At 47.0% G+C, this 17894-nt stretch carries 15 protein-coding genes, 2 pseudogenes and 1 riboswitch; of the genes and pseudogenes, 10 read left to right on the top strand and 7 right to left on the bottom strand.

Annotation, left to right across the window (positions count from 1 at the left end):
* Nucleotides 1-875: 875 nt before the first annotated feature.
* Nucleotides 876-968, bottom strand: a pseudogene (gene thiE / locus JO375_RS03910) (thiamine phosphate synthase); the annotation flags it as partial.
* Between the two features lie 105 nt (nt 969-1073).
* Between thiE (JO375_RS03910) and JO375_RS03915 the strand changes: the two are divergent.
* From JO375_RS03915 to JO375_RS03930, 4 genes and pseudogenes are all read left to right on the top strand, one after another.
* Complete coding sequence (locus JO375_RS03915) at nt 1074-1295, top strand: hypothetical protein (RefSeq protein WP_229523298.1); 222 nt, start codon at nt 1074-1076, stop codon at nt 1293-1295.
* Between the two features lie 380 nt (nt 1296-1675).
* Nucleotides 1676-2312 (top strand): annotated as a pseudogene (locus JO375_RS03920) (helix-turn-helix domain-containing protein).
* The gene (locus JO375_RS03925) at nt 2296-3063 is read left to right on the top strand and encodes a CPBP family intramembrane glutamic endopeptidase (RefSeq protein WP_229523224.1); all 768 of its coding nucleotides are present in this window, start codon (nt 2296-2298) and stop codon (nt 3061-3063) included. Before JO375_RS03920 ends, JO375_RS03925 begins: the two are co-directional and overlap by 17 nt.
* 85 nt (nt 3064-3148) lie before the next feature.
* A complete protein-coding gene (locus tag JO375_RS03930; RefSeq protein WP_229523225.1) occupies nt 3149-4435 on the top strand; it encodes an MFS transporter in 1287 nt (428 codons plus the stop codon).
* 202 nt (nt 4436-4637) lie between these two features.
* Here the strand turns inward: JO375_RS03930 and thiE (JO375_RS03935) are convergent, their stop codons facing one another.
* The 5 genes from thiE (JO375_RS03935) to JO375_RS03955 all read right to left on the bottom strand — a co-directional run bounded on the left by thiE (JO375_RS03935) (nt 4638) and on the right by JO375_RS03955 (nt 10088).
* Nucleotides 4638-5300 carry a thiamine phosphate synthase gene (thiE, locus tag JO375_RS03935; protein ID WP_229523226.1) on the bottom strand — a complete coding sequence of 221 codons (663 nt, stop codon included), beginning with the start codon at nt 5298-5300 and terminating at the stop codon, nt 4638-4640.
* Nucleotides 5297-6127 carry a bifunctional hydroxymethylpyrimidine kinase/phosphomethylpyrimidine kinase gene (gene thiD / locus JO375_RS03940; protein WP_229523227.1) on the bottom strand — a complete coding sequence of 277 codons (831 nt, stop codon included), beginning with the start codon at nt 6125-6127 and terminating at the stop codon, nt 5297-5299. Before thiD ends, thiE (JO375_RS03935) begins: the two co-directional genes overlap by 4 nt.
* Nucleotides 6124-6975: a hydroxyethylthiazole kinase gene (thiM, locus tag JO375_RS03945; protein WP_229523228.1), complete on the bottom strand. Its 852-nt coding sequence runs from the start codon at nt 6973-6975 to the stop codon at nt 6124-6126. The genes thiD and thiM overlap by 4 nt, the downstream gene beginning before the upstream one ends.
* A 152-nt stretch (nt 6976-7127) precedes the next feature.
* A riboswitch (TPP riboswitch) is annotated at nt 7128-7231 on the bottom strand.
* 108 nt (nt 7232-7339) lie between these two features.
* A complete protein-coding gene (locus JO375_RS03950) occupies nt 7340-8293 on the bottom strand; it encodes an AEC family transporter (RefSeq protein ID WP_229523229.1) in 954 nt (317 codons plus the stop codon).
* Nucleotides 8294-8366: 73 nt separating this feature from the next.
* Complete coding sequence (locus tag JO375_RS03955; protein ID WP_229523230.1) at nt 8367-10088, bottom strand: NAD-dependent malic enzyme; 1722 nt, start codon at nt 10086-10088, stop codon at nt 8367-8369.
* 399 nt (nt 10089-10487) lie between these two features.
* Between JO375_RS03955 and JO375_RS03960 the strand changes: the two genes are divergently transcribed.
* Genes JO375_RS03960 through JO375_RS03975 form a run of 4 tightly spaced genes read left to right on the top strand, consistent with a single transcriptional unit; the run spans nt 10488 to nt 14960 of the window.
* Nucleotides 10488-11609: a glycosyltransferase gene (locus JO375_RS03960; RefSeq protein ID WP_229523231.1), complete on the top strand. Its 1122-nt coding sequence runs from the start codon at nt 10488-10490 to the stop codon at nt 11607-11609.
* 4 nt (nt 11610-11613) lie between these two features.
* Nucleotides 11614-12879, top strand: coding sequence for an MATE family efflux transporter (locus JO375_RS03965; RefSeq protein WP_229523232.1), 1266 nt, complete (start codon nt 11614-11616; stop codon nt 12877-12879).
* On the top strand, nt 12863-14089 hold the full coding sequence (locus tag JO375_RS03970; protein WP_229523233.1) for a glycosyltransferase family 4 protein: 1227 nt from the start codon (nt 12863-12865) through the stop codon (nt 14087-14089). The genes JO375_RS03965 and JO375_RS03970 overlap by 17 nt, the downstream gene beginning before the upstream one ends.
* Nucleotides 14049-14960: a glycosyltransferase family A protein gene (locus JO375_RS03975; protein WP_229523234.1), complete on the top strand. Its 912-nt coding sequence runs from the start codon at nt 14049-14051 to the stop codon at nt 14958-14960. Before JO375_RS03970 ends, JO375_RS03975 begins: the two co-directional genes overlap by 41 nt.
* Here the strand turns inward: JO375_RS03975 and JO375_RS03980 are convergent.
* Nucleotides 14928-15632 (bottom strand): response regulator, encoded by a 705-nt coding sequence (locus JO375_RS03980; RefSeq protein WP_229523235.1) that lies wholly within the window; start codon nt 15630-15632, stop codon nt 14928-14930. The two genes, JO375_RS03975 and JO375_RS03980, sit on opposite strands and share 33 nt — an antisense overlap.
* A 45-nt stretch (nt 15633-15677) precedes the next feature.
* Here JO375_RS03980 and JO375_RS03985 point away from each other — a divergent pair, with 45 nt between their 5' ends.
* Together JO375_RS03985 and JO375_RS03990 are read left to right on the top strand one after the other, a co-directional pair.
* Nucleotides 15678-16127, top strand: coding sequence for a hypothetical protein (locus JO375_RS03985; protein ID WP_229523236.1), 450 nt, complete (start codon nt 15678-15680; stop codon nt 16125-16127).
* The gene (locus JO375_RS03990; protein WP_229523237.1) at nt 16124-17857 is read left to right on the top strand and encodes an ATP-binding protein; all 1734 of its coding nucleotides are present in this window, start codon (nt 16124-16126) and stop codon (nt 17855-17857) included. The genes JO375_RS03985 and JO375_RS03990 overlap by 4 nt, the downstream gene beginning before the upstream one ends.
* The last annotated feature ends 37 nt before the right edge of the window (nt 17858-17894 follow it).

A 17894-nucleotide genomic window follows, 5' to 3' on the forward strand; every position in this document is an offset into this window, starting at 1 on the left:
TTCAAAGTAGTATCGACAATTTGGATGGAATGGCATGAAGGCCCGACAATGGGATACTACACTTACTATACGACAGTCTCCTATGATGTAGCCTAAGCAGTAAACATAAAGAAAAGGGCGGATCAATTTCGTCCTTTTTTTCTGATCTCTTTAAAAATTATGCCGCTGTAAATGAGGAAATAGGATTCTGCTATTAGAAACAATGACTTATGCCACCATGTTTCTTGTGACATAAATAGAAATAGGATAATTCCGAATGAGATCATAAGCATAATCAGCTCTACAATCGTATCAGTTATAATACTTGTCCTATGATTATTCTGGTATTTTTCGTACATCGTTCGACCAATCAAACGGATGGCGTATACACCCATCAACCAATCATAAATATAGTGGGGCGGATTGTTATATACAATTCGAACCGTTAAGGTAGCCAAGAAAATTATCAAAATAATAAAAATTGGATTCTTTAGCATTGTTTTCTCCTCTCACTGTATTTACAATTATTATACAATATCGATGAGGTAATTTCATAAAATAAACATACTTTGCAAAACAAGGTAATTCGCCTTGGGAAAGGTCATTTTTATCAAGGGTGTTTCTGGAGGAATCCAGGAGTACCCCTTTTTGATGAGCGGTGGAAAGCTCCCCGGCTAAGGCACTCTATATTCCTGACGCTCGCTATCGTCACGGCTCACGGAACGAGTGGTCTTGAAGTCGGATCAGTGAGGACAAAAAACACCAAAGTCGCTGCATTCCCCGCTTACGCATCGCTTACCCATTCTATTTTGCTCATCATCGGTATTTTGCATAGAACAGCACCATGATTCGCTGCGCTGTATTTTCGTACTCTGAGAGAGCCAGAGAATTTCACTCTCATGCAATATCGCCGGACCCTGCACGACATGGGCATCATCCTTGGAGATGGTCGGATAGATGGGCCCCACGCCGAGATAATCTGCACCTTGCGGACGACTCCTATAGGGCCCGCCAACTTTGGGCTCTCATCATGTGAACATAACTGGGTGTTTATCATAAAGTATTATTGTCTACACATCAAAACAAGACAGGGAGTGTATATTTTGCACAATACCGTTTTTTACCGTGATATGTACATGTCTAATGATCCTAATCAACTTGCTGGTCAAAATTTTGTAAAGGCGGAGCATTTTGAACGGATGAAAATGGCTAATGCGAACAATCCAGTGTTGTTTTTTCAGTTTGCCGAACAAGAGTATTGTCACAGAGCCCTTGCTCATCGTTATCAAGGCATTGCTCATGCTGCTGAGAGGTAGCAAAAGTATCAGATCATGCTTAGTAAAAGATTCTGGATCAATGACATTGGAGGGCCTTATTTGAGGGCTTATCTTATGTCATTTTTTTTGGGTAACAAGATACTTCTTCTTATCATAGTTAGTAATACGCTGAATTGTACCCATTATTGAGGATTTTGCAAAAATCCAATAAGCGACTTCCAATAAACAATATATAGATCGAAATGGTCTAGTTTGTCTATATATTGCACTTTGGAGCAATTGGGATCAAATTCCACAAAATCCTGAATAAGAAAATTATTGTTCTAAGTTTCTCTGTGGTTGATTTTATCAACAAAAATAAACTTTAAATCCATAGTTTGTGTGGCCATAATCCGTATAATTATAACGGAGGTGATGAAATGAAAGAAATCAATATTGCTAAAACACTTATTGTAAAGCGCAGAGAAAAGGGATTACGCAGGATGAGCTGGCAGCATATATCGGTGTTACAAAAGCGTCTGTTTCAAAATGGGAAACAGGACAGAGCTATCCGGATATTACCTTTCTTCCTCAATTGGCGGCATATTTTAATATCAGCAACGATGAATTAATAGGATATGCGCCTCAAATGACAGAGGAAGATATAAAATGTTGTATCACAGACTTGTCTCTGATTTTACTGAAAAGCCCTTTGATGAAGTGATTACAGAGTGCAGTAGGATCATAAAAAATATGGTAGCACAGGCGTATCTAATGATGGGAAACGTGAAAGAGGCCAATGAAGTCATGCAGATTAGTATGTCTATTTGTACTTTAGATTTTTCTCTATATGACTTGCATGGTGACTCTTATTTTGATGTCATTGACGACTGGCTCAAGGAATTCAAGCTAGGATCAAAGACCGTTCGAAATGAAGAGACTGTCAAAGCAAGCATGGTACAAGGTATTGTAGAAAATCCTGCATTTGCTGCTTTGGCGAAACTGCCGAGATATAAGAGTAACGTTGGAACCTTAAAATTCAAATTGGGGATGAACGAAAATGAAAAACATTTATAAAAGTGCATTGAAATTTTCACTTTGTATGCTACCAATTGGTATTATTGGTGGAGTACTGATAGGAATGCATAACATCGCCACGCTGGATGAAGAAATGATTAACCAGATCCTATCCCAGATGTCCAAAGAAGTATACATTATGGTCTCAGGTATTCAGACGGGCATTTTATATACTGGTATTATGGGATTTTTAGGTTATATTTTAGCCGATAAGGTAAACCTACTGAAAAAGCTGACTTTTACAAAAAGAAGTACTCTGATTACTTTATTTATTAGCATTATAGTTGGTCTGCTTTTATTATCGGATTATTTCTTTTTTGCCAAAGTAATTCCCGAAGTTGCGGCAAGTTATACGAAGGATAGCTATTCGCCAATCTATCTGGCCGTCTCGGTTATTTACGGTGGAGTAATAGAAGAAATTATGATGAGATTATTTTTCATGTCATTGGCTGCTTTTATCTTTTGGAAGCTGTTTGCCCGCAGCAAAGAAAAAGAGAATATCCCAGTATGGGTATTTGTAGTTGCCAACATTGTATCAGCACTTTTGTTTGCAGCAGGGCATATTCCGGCAACGATTGCGACGTTTGGTGGTCTGAACACCTTTATTCTAATTCGCTGCTTCCTGCTCAACGGCATTTTTGGGATGGTTTTTGGTTGGCTGTATCGGAAGCTGGGATTACAATATGCGATGATGGCACACGCTTTGGCGCATGTTATTCATCATGTTATTTTGTTATACCTCCTACTTTAGTAGTAACAAAGGTTTATACAAGCTATCACATCAATTGAGCCTTATAAATCAGCCGGCCGAGGACCTTGAAAGGATAATTCATTTTATGAATATAACTAATATTTCAAGAAAGCAGCAGGATCTTATACAAACATACGTGGATTCTCCTGAAAAGCAAAGAAAGTTATATCACCGTACAATCATTACGGTAATTATTTCGCAAATTTTCGGTGGTGCCGGTCTTGCGGCTGGAGTAACAGTCGGGGCATTATTAGCACGGGATATGCTGGGTACCGATAAGTTCAGTGGCGTTCCTACAGCTTTATTTACACTAGGATCAGCAGTAGCCGCTTTACTTGTTGGTCGATTCTCCCAAAGATTGGGTAGAAGAATGGGGTTAGGACTGGGCTTTATTGCAGGAGGAATAGGGGCGATCGGCGTTGTTGGGGCAGCTATTGCCAATAGCATTATCTTACTTTTAATTTCACTTCTTATCTACGGAGCGGGAGCGGCTACCAATCTACAGGCTCGTTACGCAGGTACAGACCTGGCGGACTTTAAACAGAGAGCCACTGCTGCAAGTCTGGCTATGGTTTTTACCACAATTGGAGCAGTAGCGGGGCCGAATTTAGTAGAGGCAACTGGCAGATTCGCCCTGTCGATCGGAGTTCCTAGTTTAGCAGGACCCTTTCTTTTATCAGCAGTTGCTTATCTTTTTGCAGGAATTGTTCTATTGTTGTTTCTTCATCCTGATCCTCTGCTGGTTGCATATGCTATTGCACATAAGGTAGATACAGAAGCAAAATCTTCTTTAGCCAATACAGCAACTAATGGTGGACGTGGAGGAATTACGCTCGGTGCTTTAGTTATGATATTGACTCAAATTGTCATGGTAGCGATTATGACGATGACTCCCATACATATGGCACATCATGGACATGGATTGAGTGAAGTTGGAGTGGTTATCGGTTTTCATATTGGTTTTATGTATCTGCCATCTCTAATTACAGGTATTCTGGTAGATAAAGTAGGGCGGATTGTAATGGCGGCGGCTTCTGGCTTAACATTGTTAGTTGCAGGAGTTATAGCTGCTCTTGCGCCCTCTGAATCGATGGTTATGCTAATTGTTGCTCTTTCTCTCTTGGGGCTGGGCTGGAATTTTGGACTAATTAGTGGAACTGCTCTGATTGTAGATTCAACCAAAACATCTAATCAGGCCAAAGTGCAAGGAGTTGTGGATGTATTGATTGCATTAGCAGGCGCATCTGGAGGAGCGTTATCTGGCATGGTAGTTGCAAATTCCAGTTATGCTACGCTAGCCTATGCAGGCAGTTTCCTTTCTCTTCTTTTGATTCCAATTATGTTTTGGATACGCCCGCAGAAAATCAAGTAGTAAAATCAGCTTTACACCCAGCTGGATTTTCAGGCTGTCGAGGAAGTTTCGACAGCCTATTTTTATATTGATTTTATGAAACCACGAAGGAAAATACATAGAATCTGGAGACAACCAGCGACTGGAGCAACGATTCGTTTGAACACAGATACAAGAGGCATTCCCAGTAGCCATTTTATCGTTTTTACGACACTCCCGGACGTTAGATGCTTAAAATAACCTTCTTCTTTAGTTCCTCGACCGCAGCTCGAATCCGCTCTGCCCGTGTCACGGCTGAAATCACCGCTATACCATCTGCGCCCGCATGAATCACTTCCTCTACACGGTCCTTCGTAATGCCGCCGATTCCAACGATTGGCACATGGATACCCGCTTTGCGCATCTCATGCAATATCGCCGAACCCTGCACGGCATGGGCATCATCTTTGGAGATGGTCGGATAGATGGGCCCTACGCCGAGGTAGTCTGCACCTTGCAGGATGGCGCAGCGGGCCTCCTCAATGGTATGGGCCGAGACGCCGAGCATCCGGTTTCCGATCCGCGCGCGGACAGAAGCGGCCGATTCGTCATCCTGGCCGATGTGAACGCCATCGGCGTCAAGCTCAAGAGCCAGTTCCACATCGTCATTCACGATGAAGGGAACACCAGCGCGGCGGCATTGGTCTTGCAGACGACGTGCCAGCTCAATCCTGGGCGCGCCTGTTAACGCGTCACGGCCCTTTTCCCGGAACTGGATCATGGTCGCGCCGCCAGCCAGAGCCTCCTGCACGACCCAGCCTGGTTCCGCAAGGCAATTCGCGCTTCCAAGCACCAGGTACATCTGTAGATGACGGCGCACCACGTCAGGCAACATGCTGCTGCTCATAGAAGCATCTCCTGACGGCGGCGGTAGGCCCAATGATTGGTCGGGCCATGTCCCTGTCCCAACTGCAAAGATTCCTCAATTGCCGCCTGGATAAAGGCTTTACCATTCGAGATAGCCTCTGGTACAGACATCCCTTTTGCTAACTCCGCGGTAATCGCTGCCGAGAAGGTACATCCTGTTCCGTGGGTATGAATAGTCTGCACCCGCTTGCTGCCCAGATCTGTAAAGGCGGCTCCGTCAAAGAGCAGGTCAATGATCTGTCCGCTGCTCACGCTCTCCTCATCGTGCCCCCCCTTGATCACAACGAATTTCGGGCCCAGACTGTTAATATGCCTTGCAGCCTCGCGGCGATCCTCCATCGTACGAATACTTATCCCTGTTAGGGCTTCCGCTTCCGGGATATTCGGTGTCACGATCAAGGCCAAGGGGAACAGGTCGTCTTTCAGGGCCTGTACCGCGTCCGGCTGCAACAGCTCTGCACCGCCCTTAGCGATCATCACCGGATCAACGACTACCTTCTCCCAGCCGAACTTCCGGATTTGTTCGGACACAAGCCGGATAATGCCTGCATGAAACAGCATGCCGGTTTTCAAGGCATCCACGCCAAGGTCCGAGCCTACGGCCTCAACCTGCTGCGCTGTCGCTTCTTGTGGCAGTGGATATACTCCATGCACTCCCAGCGTATTCTGAACGGTAATGGCTGTAATTGCCGACATACCGTATACGCCAAGCTCCTGAAAGGTTTTGAGGTCAGCCTGGATTCCCGCCCCGCCCCCGCTGTCCGAGCCGGCAATCGTCAGCGCTCTGGGGATACGAATCGACGTCATCGTGCACCGCCTGCTGCCCCTGCTCTGGCTTCACGAACAGATACATGTCCTTCCAGTGAGCCAGTATGCAGCTTGGCGAGCTCATCGAGGAAAGCTATCTGGAAGCTGCCAGGCCCTAGCGCTGCTGTACGTGCAGCCGCCCTGGAAGCCGCTGCACTGTAAAATCCCAAGCCTGCTGTCCCGGCAAGCAGCAGGTTTGGCTCGACGGCGGCAAAGGCGCCTAACACAGAAGTCAGTAGGCAGCCTGCCCCGGTTACCTTCGTAAGCAATGCGTCCCCGCCACAAACCGTCCGGATGTTGGACCCATCGGTGATGACATCCTCTTTGCCAGTAATAACAACGATGGTATACAGCGTCCGCGCAGCCCGAACTGCCAGATCAACATTGCTGCTCTTAGAACTATGGCTGCGATCACCGCCATCTACACCTTTAATTTGACGGGTTTCTCCGATAAGGTGAGCGATTTCGGCCGCATTGCCCCGCACCATTGAGATGTTGACTTCGCTCAGAATGCGCAGTGCCGACTCGGTTCTAAAGCGAGTCGCTCCCGCACCAACCGGGTCTAGCAGGACGGGTACGCCATGTGCATTCGCCGATTGTCCGGCAATGATCATGGCCTCCACCAGCTCACGGTTCAGGGTACCGATATTTAATACGACGGCACCTGCTACTTTGGCCATGTCCGCGACCTCCTCGGGTGCATAAGCCATCACTGGCGAAGCACCCAGCGCATACAGGCCGTTGGCGGTAAAGTTGGTGACTACCACATTGGTCATATTGTGAACGAGGGGGTTGCTGTTGTGTACCTTTGTCAGAAGCTCCGAACAATCCTTTTCCCATGTACTCATAATGATATTCCTCCCTTATATAATAGAGTTCCAATCTGAAGAGCAGAAAGTCCCGTAAGAATGCAGTTCCGGAACAACGCTAAAAAAGCCGCCCCGAAAACGGAGCGGCTTCATCATAGGCTAAGAGCGCGCAAAAAATGCGAATGGCCTTATATACGAAGGCTCCACTTTCCTACGCTAGTACGAACTAGATCAGGTTCAAAGGGTCCAAGATACGTTCTTGTCTCAGCCATAAGCGGCTCCCCTAGTGGACTTTCTATTCTTTTGACTATTACTGTACATACGTTCATTCGTTATGTCAAACCGTTATTTCTATATGCATACAAAAATTTTGCGGCAGATCCATATCTAAATAGAGAGACCTCTAGATCAATATAGAAATCAGCACAGGGAGTGTAACGAGCGAGATGACAGCACTGATGACAAAGGAGGAAGCTGTTTCCGATTCCAGACTTTCAAAACGGGTAGCGATCATCGCAGCAACTGCTGAGCATGGGAAGGAGACGAGCAGGATCGCCTTAACAGTATCGGCAGACGAAAGGCCGCACAAATAGGCGATCAGCAGCATTAATAAAGGCTGCACGATCGTTTTTAACAGTGAGATGGCAAAGGCGCTAACACTAAAGCTAATGCTGCGTACGCCAATGGTCACACCGACTGCGAATAGCGCGGCCCCGGATGTAATGTCACCGATTTGATTCAGGGATTTGTTCAGCAAATCCGGTGAATGGAAGCCGGACAAGGTCAAAACCACACCGATCAGCGGCACTAGCGCCAAGGGTTCCTTTAAACCGTGTAAAATAGAATTCCAGATAAGTCTTCCGAAGTGCACGTTTCGTTCCCTGCCTGAATTCCGGCTGGCTACGCTGGCTATAATGGTGGCCGCCGGATCAAGGACGGCGTTGACTACGATTCCGGTAAGTGCAATGGGAATAGCTACAGCCGAGGAGCCGTAGATGGCTCCGAGCACAGGAATGCCCATAAAAGCAAAGGTCGGCTGTGCCGAGTTCAAAGCAAACATGGAGGCATCCTTCAGCGACTGCTTCCCCGCAAAGCGGGACAGCAGAAGGAGAACCGCATAAAAGCCGGCAATGCCAAGGAACAGAGCCAGCAAAAACGGCCACTGCTCGATAAGGGCTTTCCTGTCCGTTGTCGTAATGCCGATGAACAGATGGGCAGGCAGCGCAAATTTGGTAACGAGCGCATTTAGAGCCTTCGAAGAAGAGGCATCGAAGCTTTTGTAATGTCCTGCTAGCCATCCTAAAATAATAACGAAAAAAATCGGCACCAGAATGTAAAGGATATGTCCGACACTCATAGCTCACTCCTCCTTGCTTGAACTGACAGTATTCTGCTGTTTGAACAAGTTTCCAATTTCTCTACATGAAGCATTAGTGAGGGTGATGGATTACATTTTCCACAGCTTTGACCTTTGTGTATTCCGGCTGCCACATCGCATCCCGAATGGCTTGTTCAACATTTGAAAGGTGTGCTTGAGCCACTTGATCTTGAATTGCAGCCTTTGCTACGGCAACCGCAACAGCGTACGAAACATCACGCAGCTTTCGGATAGGGGGGAGCAGCGCACCGCCAGGCGCATTCGAATCTACACCATTGGCAACGGCATCTGCCGCGGCTGTAAACATGGCAGGGGTGAACCTTTTGGCTTTGACCACAATGGAGCCAAGTCCCAGTCCTGGAAAAACAAAGGCATTGTTCGCCTGCCCAATTTCAAATTTTGTACCGTTATAATTGACGGGCTCAAAAGGGCTTCCGGTAGCGATCAATGCTTGGCCATCGGTCCACCGTATCAAATCCTCAGGTATTGCTTCTGCAAGGTTGGTAGGATTGGACATGGGCATAATGACCGGACGTTCTACATGCTTCGCCATTTCCCTGATAATCTCTTCGGAAAAGGCGCCCCCAACACCGGAAGTTCCGATCAATATGGTAGGCTTCACCTGCCGGATGACCTCAAGCAGCGGTATTTTGCCGTCATCAGAGCGGGCCCATGAGCTGACTTCCTCTTTTTTACGTACATACGGCTTCTGATAATCAAGTACGTCTTCCATATCGTCCGTTAATAGCCCGCGATAATCAAAGGCCCAAAATGGCTTGAATGAATCTTCCTCGGAAAGGCCATCCCCGATTATAGCGCTTCGGATTTGATCAGCGTTGCCGATTCCCGCTGTTCCCGGGCCAAAGATAAGTATTTTTTGCTCACGCAGCGGAAGCTTGGTGATACCTACTGCCGAAAGAATGGCAGCCAGTGTTACCGCTCCAGTGCCTTGAATATCATCGTTAAAGGTAAGAATGCTTTGACCATATTTCCCAATGATATGGCGTGCGTTCACGCTGCCCAGATCTTCCCAATGCAATAGGGCCTTCGGAAATTGTGTTAGCGTTTTGCTGATAAACGTATCTATAAACTGGTTATAGGCTTGACCGCGAACCCGCTTATGCCGGTTTCCGATATACAGCGGATCATCCAGCAGCTTTTCATTATCTGTACCCACATCCAGTACAATCGGCAGTACCCGTCCGGGATGAATACCTGCCGCAGCCGTATAGACGGCAAGCTTGCCGATCGCAATGTTAATGCCGCCAACACCCCAGTCACCGATGCCCAAAATACTTTCGGAATCCGTGACCACGATCAAATCCACATCTTCACCGCTCAAACCGCAATTATGGAATGCTTGTCCAATGCCGTTCGGGTTATTTATCGACAAATATACGCCTCCAGGGCGGTTGTATTCATGACTATATTCCTGAATGGCGGTTCCGACCGTAGGCGTGTAGACTACAGGCAGCATTTCACTCAAATGGTCGGTCAGCAGGCGATAGTAGAGTACGACATTTCGATTGTGAAGGTCGTTAAGCATAGCATTTTTGCGCAGCATGGTGGGTTGTGCCAGAAATTGCTGATACGCTCGTACGCTCTGTTTTTCCAGTGAAAGGACGGTTGGAGGCAAGATTCCTTCCAACCCCAGTTCCTTGCGTTCCTCTTCTGTAAAAGCGACACCCTTGTTCAAGAGGGGGCTCGCTAACACATCCTTTCCCCGTAGTGGAGTGGATATCGATCCATCGCGATTGACATAAAATGCTTCCATAGAAATGACCTTCTTTCTCCTCATATTGATGATTTATTCATCACGGAATATGACATGTTGCCCATAGTATGGACCTGCAAATCTATTTTATTCGTCTGATTATCTATGATAAAATGACCATATTCCCTGTCGTTTTTAATTGTTAAGAACTAATCCTATATATGCGAAATATGTAGAATTTTAAATTTTTTGGTTCGAATGAATTAGGCCTAAATGCTCTTTTTTTGACAAATATAAAAATTACTTATTTTTTTCTTATTTTCTTATGTATCACGTCATCTCAGTTATTTTGTTAAGAAAATATGAAGTATTAGAAGGCGAACTTCACACCTCCAAGCAAACATTTTTAATTCCTTTTCAACAAAATAGAACTATACGGAGAAAAAGGAGAGGTTTTGTGTGCAGGGACCTATAGCCATTTTTAGCGATAATACCAGGGCTATTGATTATCCCCATGTGATTTGTTTTTACGAATATGTACTGTGCAGGAGCCCTGAGGCAGCTTCGATTTATGAGAACGCATGCTGTTGTCTGATCGATTATAGGCAGCCGGAAGAGGCCGTGCGGATCGCCAACCAGATTCGCAGCCGATTTCCACAAATGCCGCTGTTGGTGGTGACGGATGTAACGGTTCCATTCAGTGATCAGCATATGGTGCAGATTACCGGAATAGGCCGTTTGCGTCTGCTATTTTGGCAATCCAGTAACAATGAGGAAATGCTATCTGAGATCCAAAGCCTGCTTTACCCCGAGTATTCAAGCAAAGCGCAGCATGTTGCCTTCATCCTGTCTATATACAACGAGGAGCAGCGTTTTGTTCATGTCAAAGCATTTGCCGAGCGCCTGCAAGCTTTCATTCGCAGCCATATCGTAGAAGGCTCCATTTATCTCATTGATGATGGCAGTCACGATGGCACCCATAATTTGATTCGAGCACTGAAGTCGGCAACGGATTTATCCGTTAACCGGATTAGTCAGAATCTTAGCCCGTTGCTTCAAACCCGGGAATTGGGCCGCAATACCCGCAAGGCTGGAACATATCTGGAAGGGATGCGAACCATCGGAGCAGATTACTACGTCTTTGTGGATGCGGACGACTCCTTTTTTATTGAGGATATCGCCCGAATGATCAATGTTGTTCGTCAGGGTTACTACGATGTCGTGATCGGAACCAAGGATATGACAGCCGAAAATCGTTCTTTATTACGCTCTGTAGTCAGCTTTGGCAAACGCATGATTTCCCGCCCGTTTCTGCCAGCAGGCGTGGTGGATTCCCAGACAGGGCTTAAAGTTATGAGCTCTGTGGCCGTAAAGCGGATGTTTCCGCATTTGAAGGAGCAGCTTGGACTGGCACTGGATCTGGAAATGATGTTTATCGCCAAGCGGCTCCAGCTTCGTGTACTGCAATTACCCGTCAAGTGTATTGACCGGGATGGATCGCACATCCATGTATGGAAAGATTCGCTTCGTTTTTTACGTTCCATCATTGATATTTGGCGGTTGGATCGGCGGGTGAGGTAACAACATGAATAATCGATTGCGCCCGTTGATGTTTCCCTTATTTAATGTGCTACTGAACGGATTTAATTTTTTCTTCCACATCGCAGCGAGCTGGTATCTTACCGGACAAGCCTATGGTCAGGCCAATGCGTTGCTGGCCCTCTTTGCACTGTTGTCCGTTGTGGGCTTATCCATTCAGCTATTAACCGCCAAGCTGATTTCCAAGGAAGACCCCAAGCTGCCGTTGCGCAGTTTACGGCTTGGTTCTCTTTTGCTAAAAGCCCCTTTGCTGCTCACCGTGCTTTCCATAGCCATCCTGGCCGTTTGTCATCCACTGCTGCGCTCATTATTAGGCGTCGGATCGGGCCCTCTGTTCATGCTGTACAGCTTGGTAGGGCTGCATGTTCTCGTAAGCTCTTGCCGTGGAGATTTGCAGGGCAGGGAGCGCATGCTGGCCCTCAATGTGAACTACTATATTGAAGTTTTAGGGAAGCTGGGCCTGTTTTTTGCTCTGACTGCAATGGGGCTAAAGCTGGAAGCGCTGCTGCTTGCGAGCTGTGGGGGGATGCTGCTGTCACTGCTTCACGGCTGGATCGTTTCGGCCCGGGGCCTGTCTTTATTCAGCAACAGCGGAGAACGTTTACCTTCTGGTTTATGGAAATCACTAGGGCAGGATTTTACGAATAGCCTCATAACGAATCTATTTATTTTGTTTTGTATCTCCATTGACATGCTGTATGTGCAGCATTATTTCCCGGAACAGGCCAGCAGCTATGCTATTGCGCTAAAGTACAGCCAATTGGTCTATTACGTTTCGTACAGCTTGATTGCTGCTTTTATTCCAAAGCTCGGTGCGAATGGTCATGACCGTCAAGCCTTGGGCAAGCTGATCGCCATTTATGGCGGATTAATGGCCGTGGCAGCTATCTGTGTATATGTAGGTACGACCTTTGTGTTCCCATCATCTATTCCCGTATTATTCGGATCTTCCTATCAATCGGCTGAAGTGTTTATACCATTGGGGGGATGGGTGTACTGGCTGTTCTCGATCGTGCTGTTCTTTGTCCATATGCATGTATTGGTAGGCAGACGCAAATCGATGATCAGCTTATTGGCAGGGGCGGCCACTTTACTGACAGCCTTTCATATGGTTCACAATAAGCCTTCCGATTTTTTGCTGTCCGAGCTTGTGGTGTACGGAGCCATGTCTCTCTACTTTGTGGCAGATGCTTATATCTATTTATTTAAAATAAAGATAAAGGGGGATTCACTCCATGAGTACAATACGTGAACAGGACGGTAAAATCATAGTTCTATTGTTATCCTGGCGTGACATTTGTTCACCTAAAAGCGGAGGAGCAGAAGTTTTCACTCATGAAATGCTCAAGCGCTCACAGCAAGGCCGTTTTCAGTTTATTCATTTTTCGCCCCAATTTGAGGGATTGCCGGAACAGGAAACGATAGACGGCATTACGTATATCCGAAAAGGGAATATATTCAGCGTCATTTACTATGCCATGCGCTATTATCGCCGTCATCGAAACCAGATAGATTATGTCATTAATCAGGCGAATACGCACCAGTTCTTTACCCGTTTTTGGGTAGAGTCATCCAAGCGTATCTTTTTTATACATCAGCTGACAAGGGAAATATGGTTTGAAAATGCCAAATTCCCGCTAAATGTGATCGGATTTCATATGGAGCCGCTGATGCTTAAGCTGGCCCGCAAGGATCGTACACTTACCGTTTCCCCATCTACCCGGTATGATTTACTTAAGCTGGGGTTTCACCCAGATTGCGTGCATCTTTTACCTGAGGGAATTGAGTTTGACCACTGGCCGCGTGAGCAATTTTTACCGAAGGAGCCAAGTCCGACCTTTATGTACGCCGGGCGCTTTGTAAAATATAAAGGGATTGATCTGGTCGTTGAAGCCTTTGGGCGGCTCAAGAAAAAATTTCCGCAGGCTGTATTGTGGATCGTCGGAAAAACCGATAAAACTTATGTGGCAGAACAATTGGTGCCGATTATGAAGCGGTATGGCTTGACTTACGGAGAGCCGGATGAGCAAGGGCAATCGCAAGCGGATATTACCTTTTTCGGGTTCGTCTCAGCAGAGCACAAGCTGGAACTGATGAGCCGGGCCCATGCGCTTGTATTTCCATCCCTGCGTGAAGGCTGGGGGCTGACGATTACGGAAGCGGCGGCTGTCGGGACTCCCAGCATTGTCAGCAATTCACCCGGGTTGGTAGATGCAACGGATTTCGGGAAAAGCGGGTATCTGTGCTTTCACGGCGATATCCGGGGTTTATCTGAACAAATGGAAAGAGCAGCGAAGGGCGGAGAAGACTACATGGCCATTCGTGAGCGGGCGTATCAGTATGCGTTGAGATTTCATTTTGACCATACGGCGGCCGTATTTGAGAAGCTGTTGGAAAATTGGATAGAGGAGGCGGAACAGAGTGGACAAAGTGGTCATTCTCTTCTCCACGTACAACAATGAACGGACAATAGAGCCATGCTTGCGAAGCTGTATGGGACAGAATTACAAGGATTTGCATATCGTAATTGCTGATGATGGTTCGGATGACCGGACGGTGGAGGTGATTCGTACACTGTCAGCAGGGAGTTCAGTACCTGTTACGATATTGGAGCTTCCGCATGGGGAGCGGGGAGTCGCGAGAGTAAAGGCGGTCGAGGAAGCGCAGCAGCTGGGTGCCGAATACATACTTGTATTGGATTCCGATATGATCCTGGCCGAGCATTTGATTCAACAGAGCATCGACTTTTTCGACGATCATCAGGATATCGGAGCCCTGGTTATTCCTGAGGAAGCGTACTCGGAAGCGGACAATTTCTTTTCCAAAGTGAAAGTCTTCGAGCGAAATGTGATTAATAACGCAGGTGAAAGCTTGGGAAAACGCTCTATTGAAGCGGCACGCTTCTGGCGTATGGGCGCTTACGAATCGACAGGCGGCTTTAATGCAGAGCAAATTGCCTTCGAAGAAATACAGCCGACTTTGCGCTATATAGAGGCTGGCGGAGTCATTCGCCGGGCGGTATTTACACGGGTATATCATGACGAAAAACAGGTATATCTGCAGGATGTATTGCGTAAAAAAGCCTATTATTTTTCGGTGATGGATCGTACGATGTCATCGGAAGAGGGGGGATTGCGAAAGGCGCTGGAGCGCTGGTACTTCTTCCGTCCGGTGCTGTATACATGGGGGAATGTAAAGAGGTATATTCGTCACCCGTTGTTGACGGCGGGCATGCTGTGGATGTATATCTGTCTAACTGTGATTGGTGTTGCCGCCGTGTTAAAAGGCGGCAACCGTCACTCAGGCGATCTCGCTAAGGCGGATAAGGCGTAGAGATGAATGTCCTACAGTCAGCGTGTCTACTGTGTACAAGTCGGGATCGGAAGATTCCGACTCGTCATACGGTATAAACAGTGAATGCATGGTTAACTGAATGCCTTTATGGTCAGGATCACCAAGTGAGCTGCCCACAGGATACAGTTCAGCCAGCGCAGCATGTACAGCCGTTACGATATGCTGATCATTGAGCAGCACATAAGGTCGGTACGGAGCATTCAGAATGCTGTCTATAAAGGCCGACAAGTTGGAAGCCAGGTCCTGGTCCGCATACAGGCTGCTTCGATTGAGCTGAGCCTGATCCAGCGCCTCGTACAGTGTTTTTTTCAGCGTGTCGTTATCCAGCTCCAGCGGTTTCGTCAAAAAGCGGAATACGCCAACTTGATTAATCGCCGCTAAAATGGATTGCGTATGCAGATGGCCTGACAAAATGATCCGTACGATATACGGATAGTCCTTCTTAATCATACGAAGGAGCGTAAGCCCATCCAGGCCTGGCATGAGCAGATCGGATACCACTACATCTATCGGGTGCTGTTTCAGCACCTGCAAGGCTTCCTTAGGTGTGTGAGCGGTATGTAGGGTGAATGTTTCTTTCGCTAGTGTCCGCTCGAGTAGGGACAAAACCATCGGACTATCGTCCACAAATAGAATGTTTTGGGGTGTCATAAGGAATGCGCAACTCCAATCATGAAGTAAGAAATGAGGAACTACATGTATAATATCAGCGTTTTGGCATTTTTGAAAGATGTCAATACAGAACGGGCGTTGCGTATCTTTTGTGAACGATTCGATTCAGTTGAACATGCGCTCTGGGAAAAAGGCATGCGGCTGCTCCATCAGTATCATGCTGCCCGGCATACGAGTGTGACCCTGACCGTCTCCCGGACACTTCAGCACATGGATGATCGTCATGATATTTACATCGTTGATCTGCGTGAATTCAGTGAAGAAGAACTGGATCGCTTATATATTGCAAAAACATGCGAATTGATTTTGCTGACGGACGGGACACCGGAAACGGCTGCAAGGTTTGCCGCACTTCAGCGCCGGACTCCCCGGCTGCTGTGTGCACGGCTACCGCTGATCAGCTACGAGTTGGAATGCCTGATGCAAGCTATTTTGAGCCGTTTTGAACAGAATGGAGAGGACAGGGAAGCATGAAGCAATGGGCTTTGTTGAAACCGGGTTGGCAAAAGGTAATCCTGTACCTGGTCGTTCTGTGTGTGACTGTTTTTTTGGCTGCCGTACTCCAGTGGTTTGTCATGCGGCAATTCAGCAGTCAGTTGACGGAAATTCAGAACGAGCAGCTTCAGCATGAGGTACAGGAACTATCTGCGAGTATCACCGAGCGTTATGGCGTATGGCAGGCTGAACTGAAGGAGCTATCGTCCAGTCTGGGCAGAGATATGCTAAACGAGGGGAAACGCCAGTTCCCCGAGGAGTTTAAGCGTGATACCGGGTCCTTTTATGTGCTGGATGAACAGTATCGCGTGCTTGCCGGACGGAATAATCGTCAGATGAAAAGCGCGGTACAGCAGATCAAATGGCTGCAAAACGGCTGCGCCGTTAGCCCGTCTGTGACGGAGGATCATAAGCCGGCCCAGTTTATCGTATGCAGGATTCAAGGGGCACAAACGGGCGGCTTTATGGTGCGTACGGTTGACGCTGATATGCTTAGTGAAATCATTAAAAGTAAACCAGTTAACCAGCATGAGGTTTTATTTTATAATAATCAATTTAAGGTCGTGGCTTCCCGTAATACATCCGATATCAATCGAACGGATATCACGAACATCACCCGCAAGATGCTGGAGGGCAATACGGGTGTTATCGAGGATAATGGAGAGAGGTACGGTATCGGCTTCAGCCGCATTGGGGAAGAGGCGCTTTATATATCAGTTGAGGATGTCAGTCAGGAGATTGCTCAGCGGATCAGTTCTTTTCGCAAACAGTTGTGGACGGTTATGGCTCTGGTATTAATCATGCTGTGGGTCATGTTCGTACAGTTCCGCAGACGGATTGTGAAGGATACCCTCGTAAATAACCAGATTCGCGACAGACGGCGGGATGAGGATTTGCGGCAGCAGCAGGATACCTATTATTTACCGTTAATGCAGACGGTTGAACAACGGCTGCAGGAGCTGCAAGAGCAGACTGCTCGTCTGACAGGCGGAGATGATTTGAAGCTGCTGGGCTTCTATCATGATCTGGCAAACTGCTTTGAGGCTTCCTCCAGCCAAGGCAAAGGGGCATCCCATAAGGAACTGGAGTATTTTCGGGAGTTAAATGAAAATTTCATCCAGGGCCGTCTCAGACAGGAATCGTCACTGGGGGAGCTGCTGACAGGCGTGCGTACCTTGCGAGATATACTGGAAGAGATGATGCATGATAATAGCGGAATTAGGTTCACAGACATGAATGAAGTATTGTCCGAATCGCTAAAATGGGCGAACCGTTCGCTAAACATGAAGAACATTCAAGTGATTTTGCGCCAAGAGCCTGTTCCATCGATTGCAGCACAAGCGCAGATGCTGTACAAAACGATTCAGGGACTGCTGGAAAATGCAGTACAGGCGATGAACAAAGGCGAAGACCAGGTGGAAAATAAGGAGCGAAGCCGGACAGGTATAAGATCCAAGCGGCAGTCCCAAGTTCTCAAGGTGAGTTCACGCCTGGAAGAGGGGGAAATTCTGATTATCATTGAGGATACGGGCGGTGGAATTGATGATAAAAAGCGTTGGAGCTATTTCCAGCCAGATTATTCCCAAAGCTCGCAGGAGCACACGTTCAGCCTGTACCATATGGATGAATACCTGAAGACGATCGGCGGTCGTCTAAAGCTGCGCAATACGGATCAGGGCTTGCAGGCGATCGTTAGCTTAAGAAGATAATTTCAAAGATCATGGCCGACAGAGATCAACGAGAAAT

Source organism: Paenibacillus farraposensis, assembly GCF_020736845.1.
Classification (GTDB): Bacteria; Bacillota; Bacilli; order Paenibacillales; family Paenibacillaceae; genus Paenibacillus; species Paenibacillus farraposensis.

Coding starts and splice junctions, on each gene's coding strand:
- JO375_RS03925 (WP_229523224.1), top strand. CDS start 2,296: ATGAAAAACATTTATAAAAGTGCATTGAAATTTTCACTTTGTATGCTA.
- JO375_RS03930 (WP_229523225.1), top strand. CDS start 3,149: ATGAATATAACTAATATTTCAAGAAAGCAGCAGGATCTTATACAAACA.
- thiE (WP_229523226.1), bottom strand. CDS start 5,300: ATGAGCAGCAGCATGTTGCCTGACGTGGTGCGCCGTCATCTACAGATG.
- thiD (WP_229523227.1), bottom strand. CDS start 6,127: ATGACGTCGATTCGTATCCCCAGAGCGCTGACGATTGCCGGCTCGGAC.
- thiM (WP_229523228.1), bottom strand. CDS start 6,975: ATGAGTACATGGGAAAAGGATTGTTCGGAGCTTCTGACAAAGGTACAC.
- JO375_RS03950 (WP_229523229.1), bottom strand. CDS start 8,293: ATGAGTGTCGGACATATCCTTTACATTCTGGTGCCGATTTTTTTCGTT.
- JO375_RS03955 (WP_229523230.1), bottom strand. CDS start 10,088: ATGGAAGCATTTTATGTCAATCGCGATGGATCGATATCCACTCCACTA.
- JO375_RS03965 (WP_229523232.1), top strand. CDS start 11,614: ATGAATAATCGATTGCGCCCGTTGATGTTTCCCTTATTTAATGTGCTA.
- JO375_RS03970 (WP_229523233.1), top strand. CDS start 12,863: ATGAGTACAATACGTGAACAGGACGGTAAAATCATAGTTCTATTGTTA.
- JO375_RS03980 (WP_229523235.1), bottom strand. CDS start 15,632: ATGACACCCCAAAACATTCTATTTGTGGACGATAGTCCGATGGTTTTG.
- JO375_RS03985 (WP_229523236.1), top strand. CDS start 15,678: ATGTATAATATCAGCGTTTTGGCATTTTTGAAAGATGTCAATACAGAA.
- JO375_RS03990 (WP_229523237.1), top strand. CDS start 16,124: ATGAAGCAATGGGCTTTGTTGAAACCGGGTTGGCAAAAGGTAATCCTG.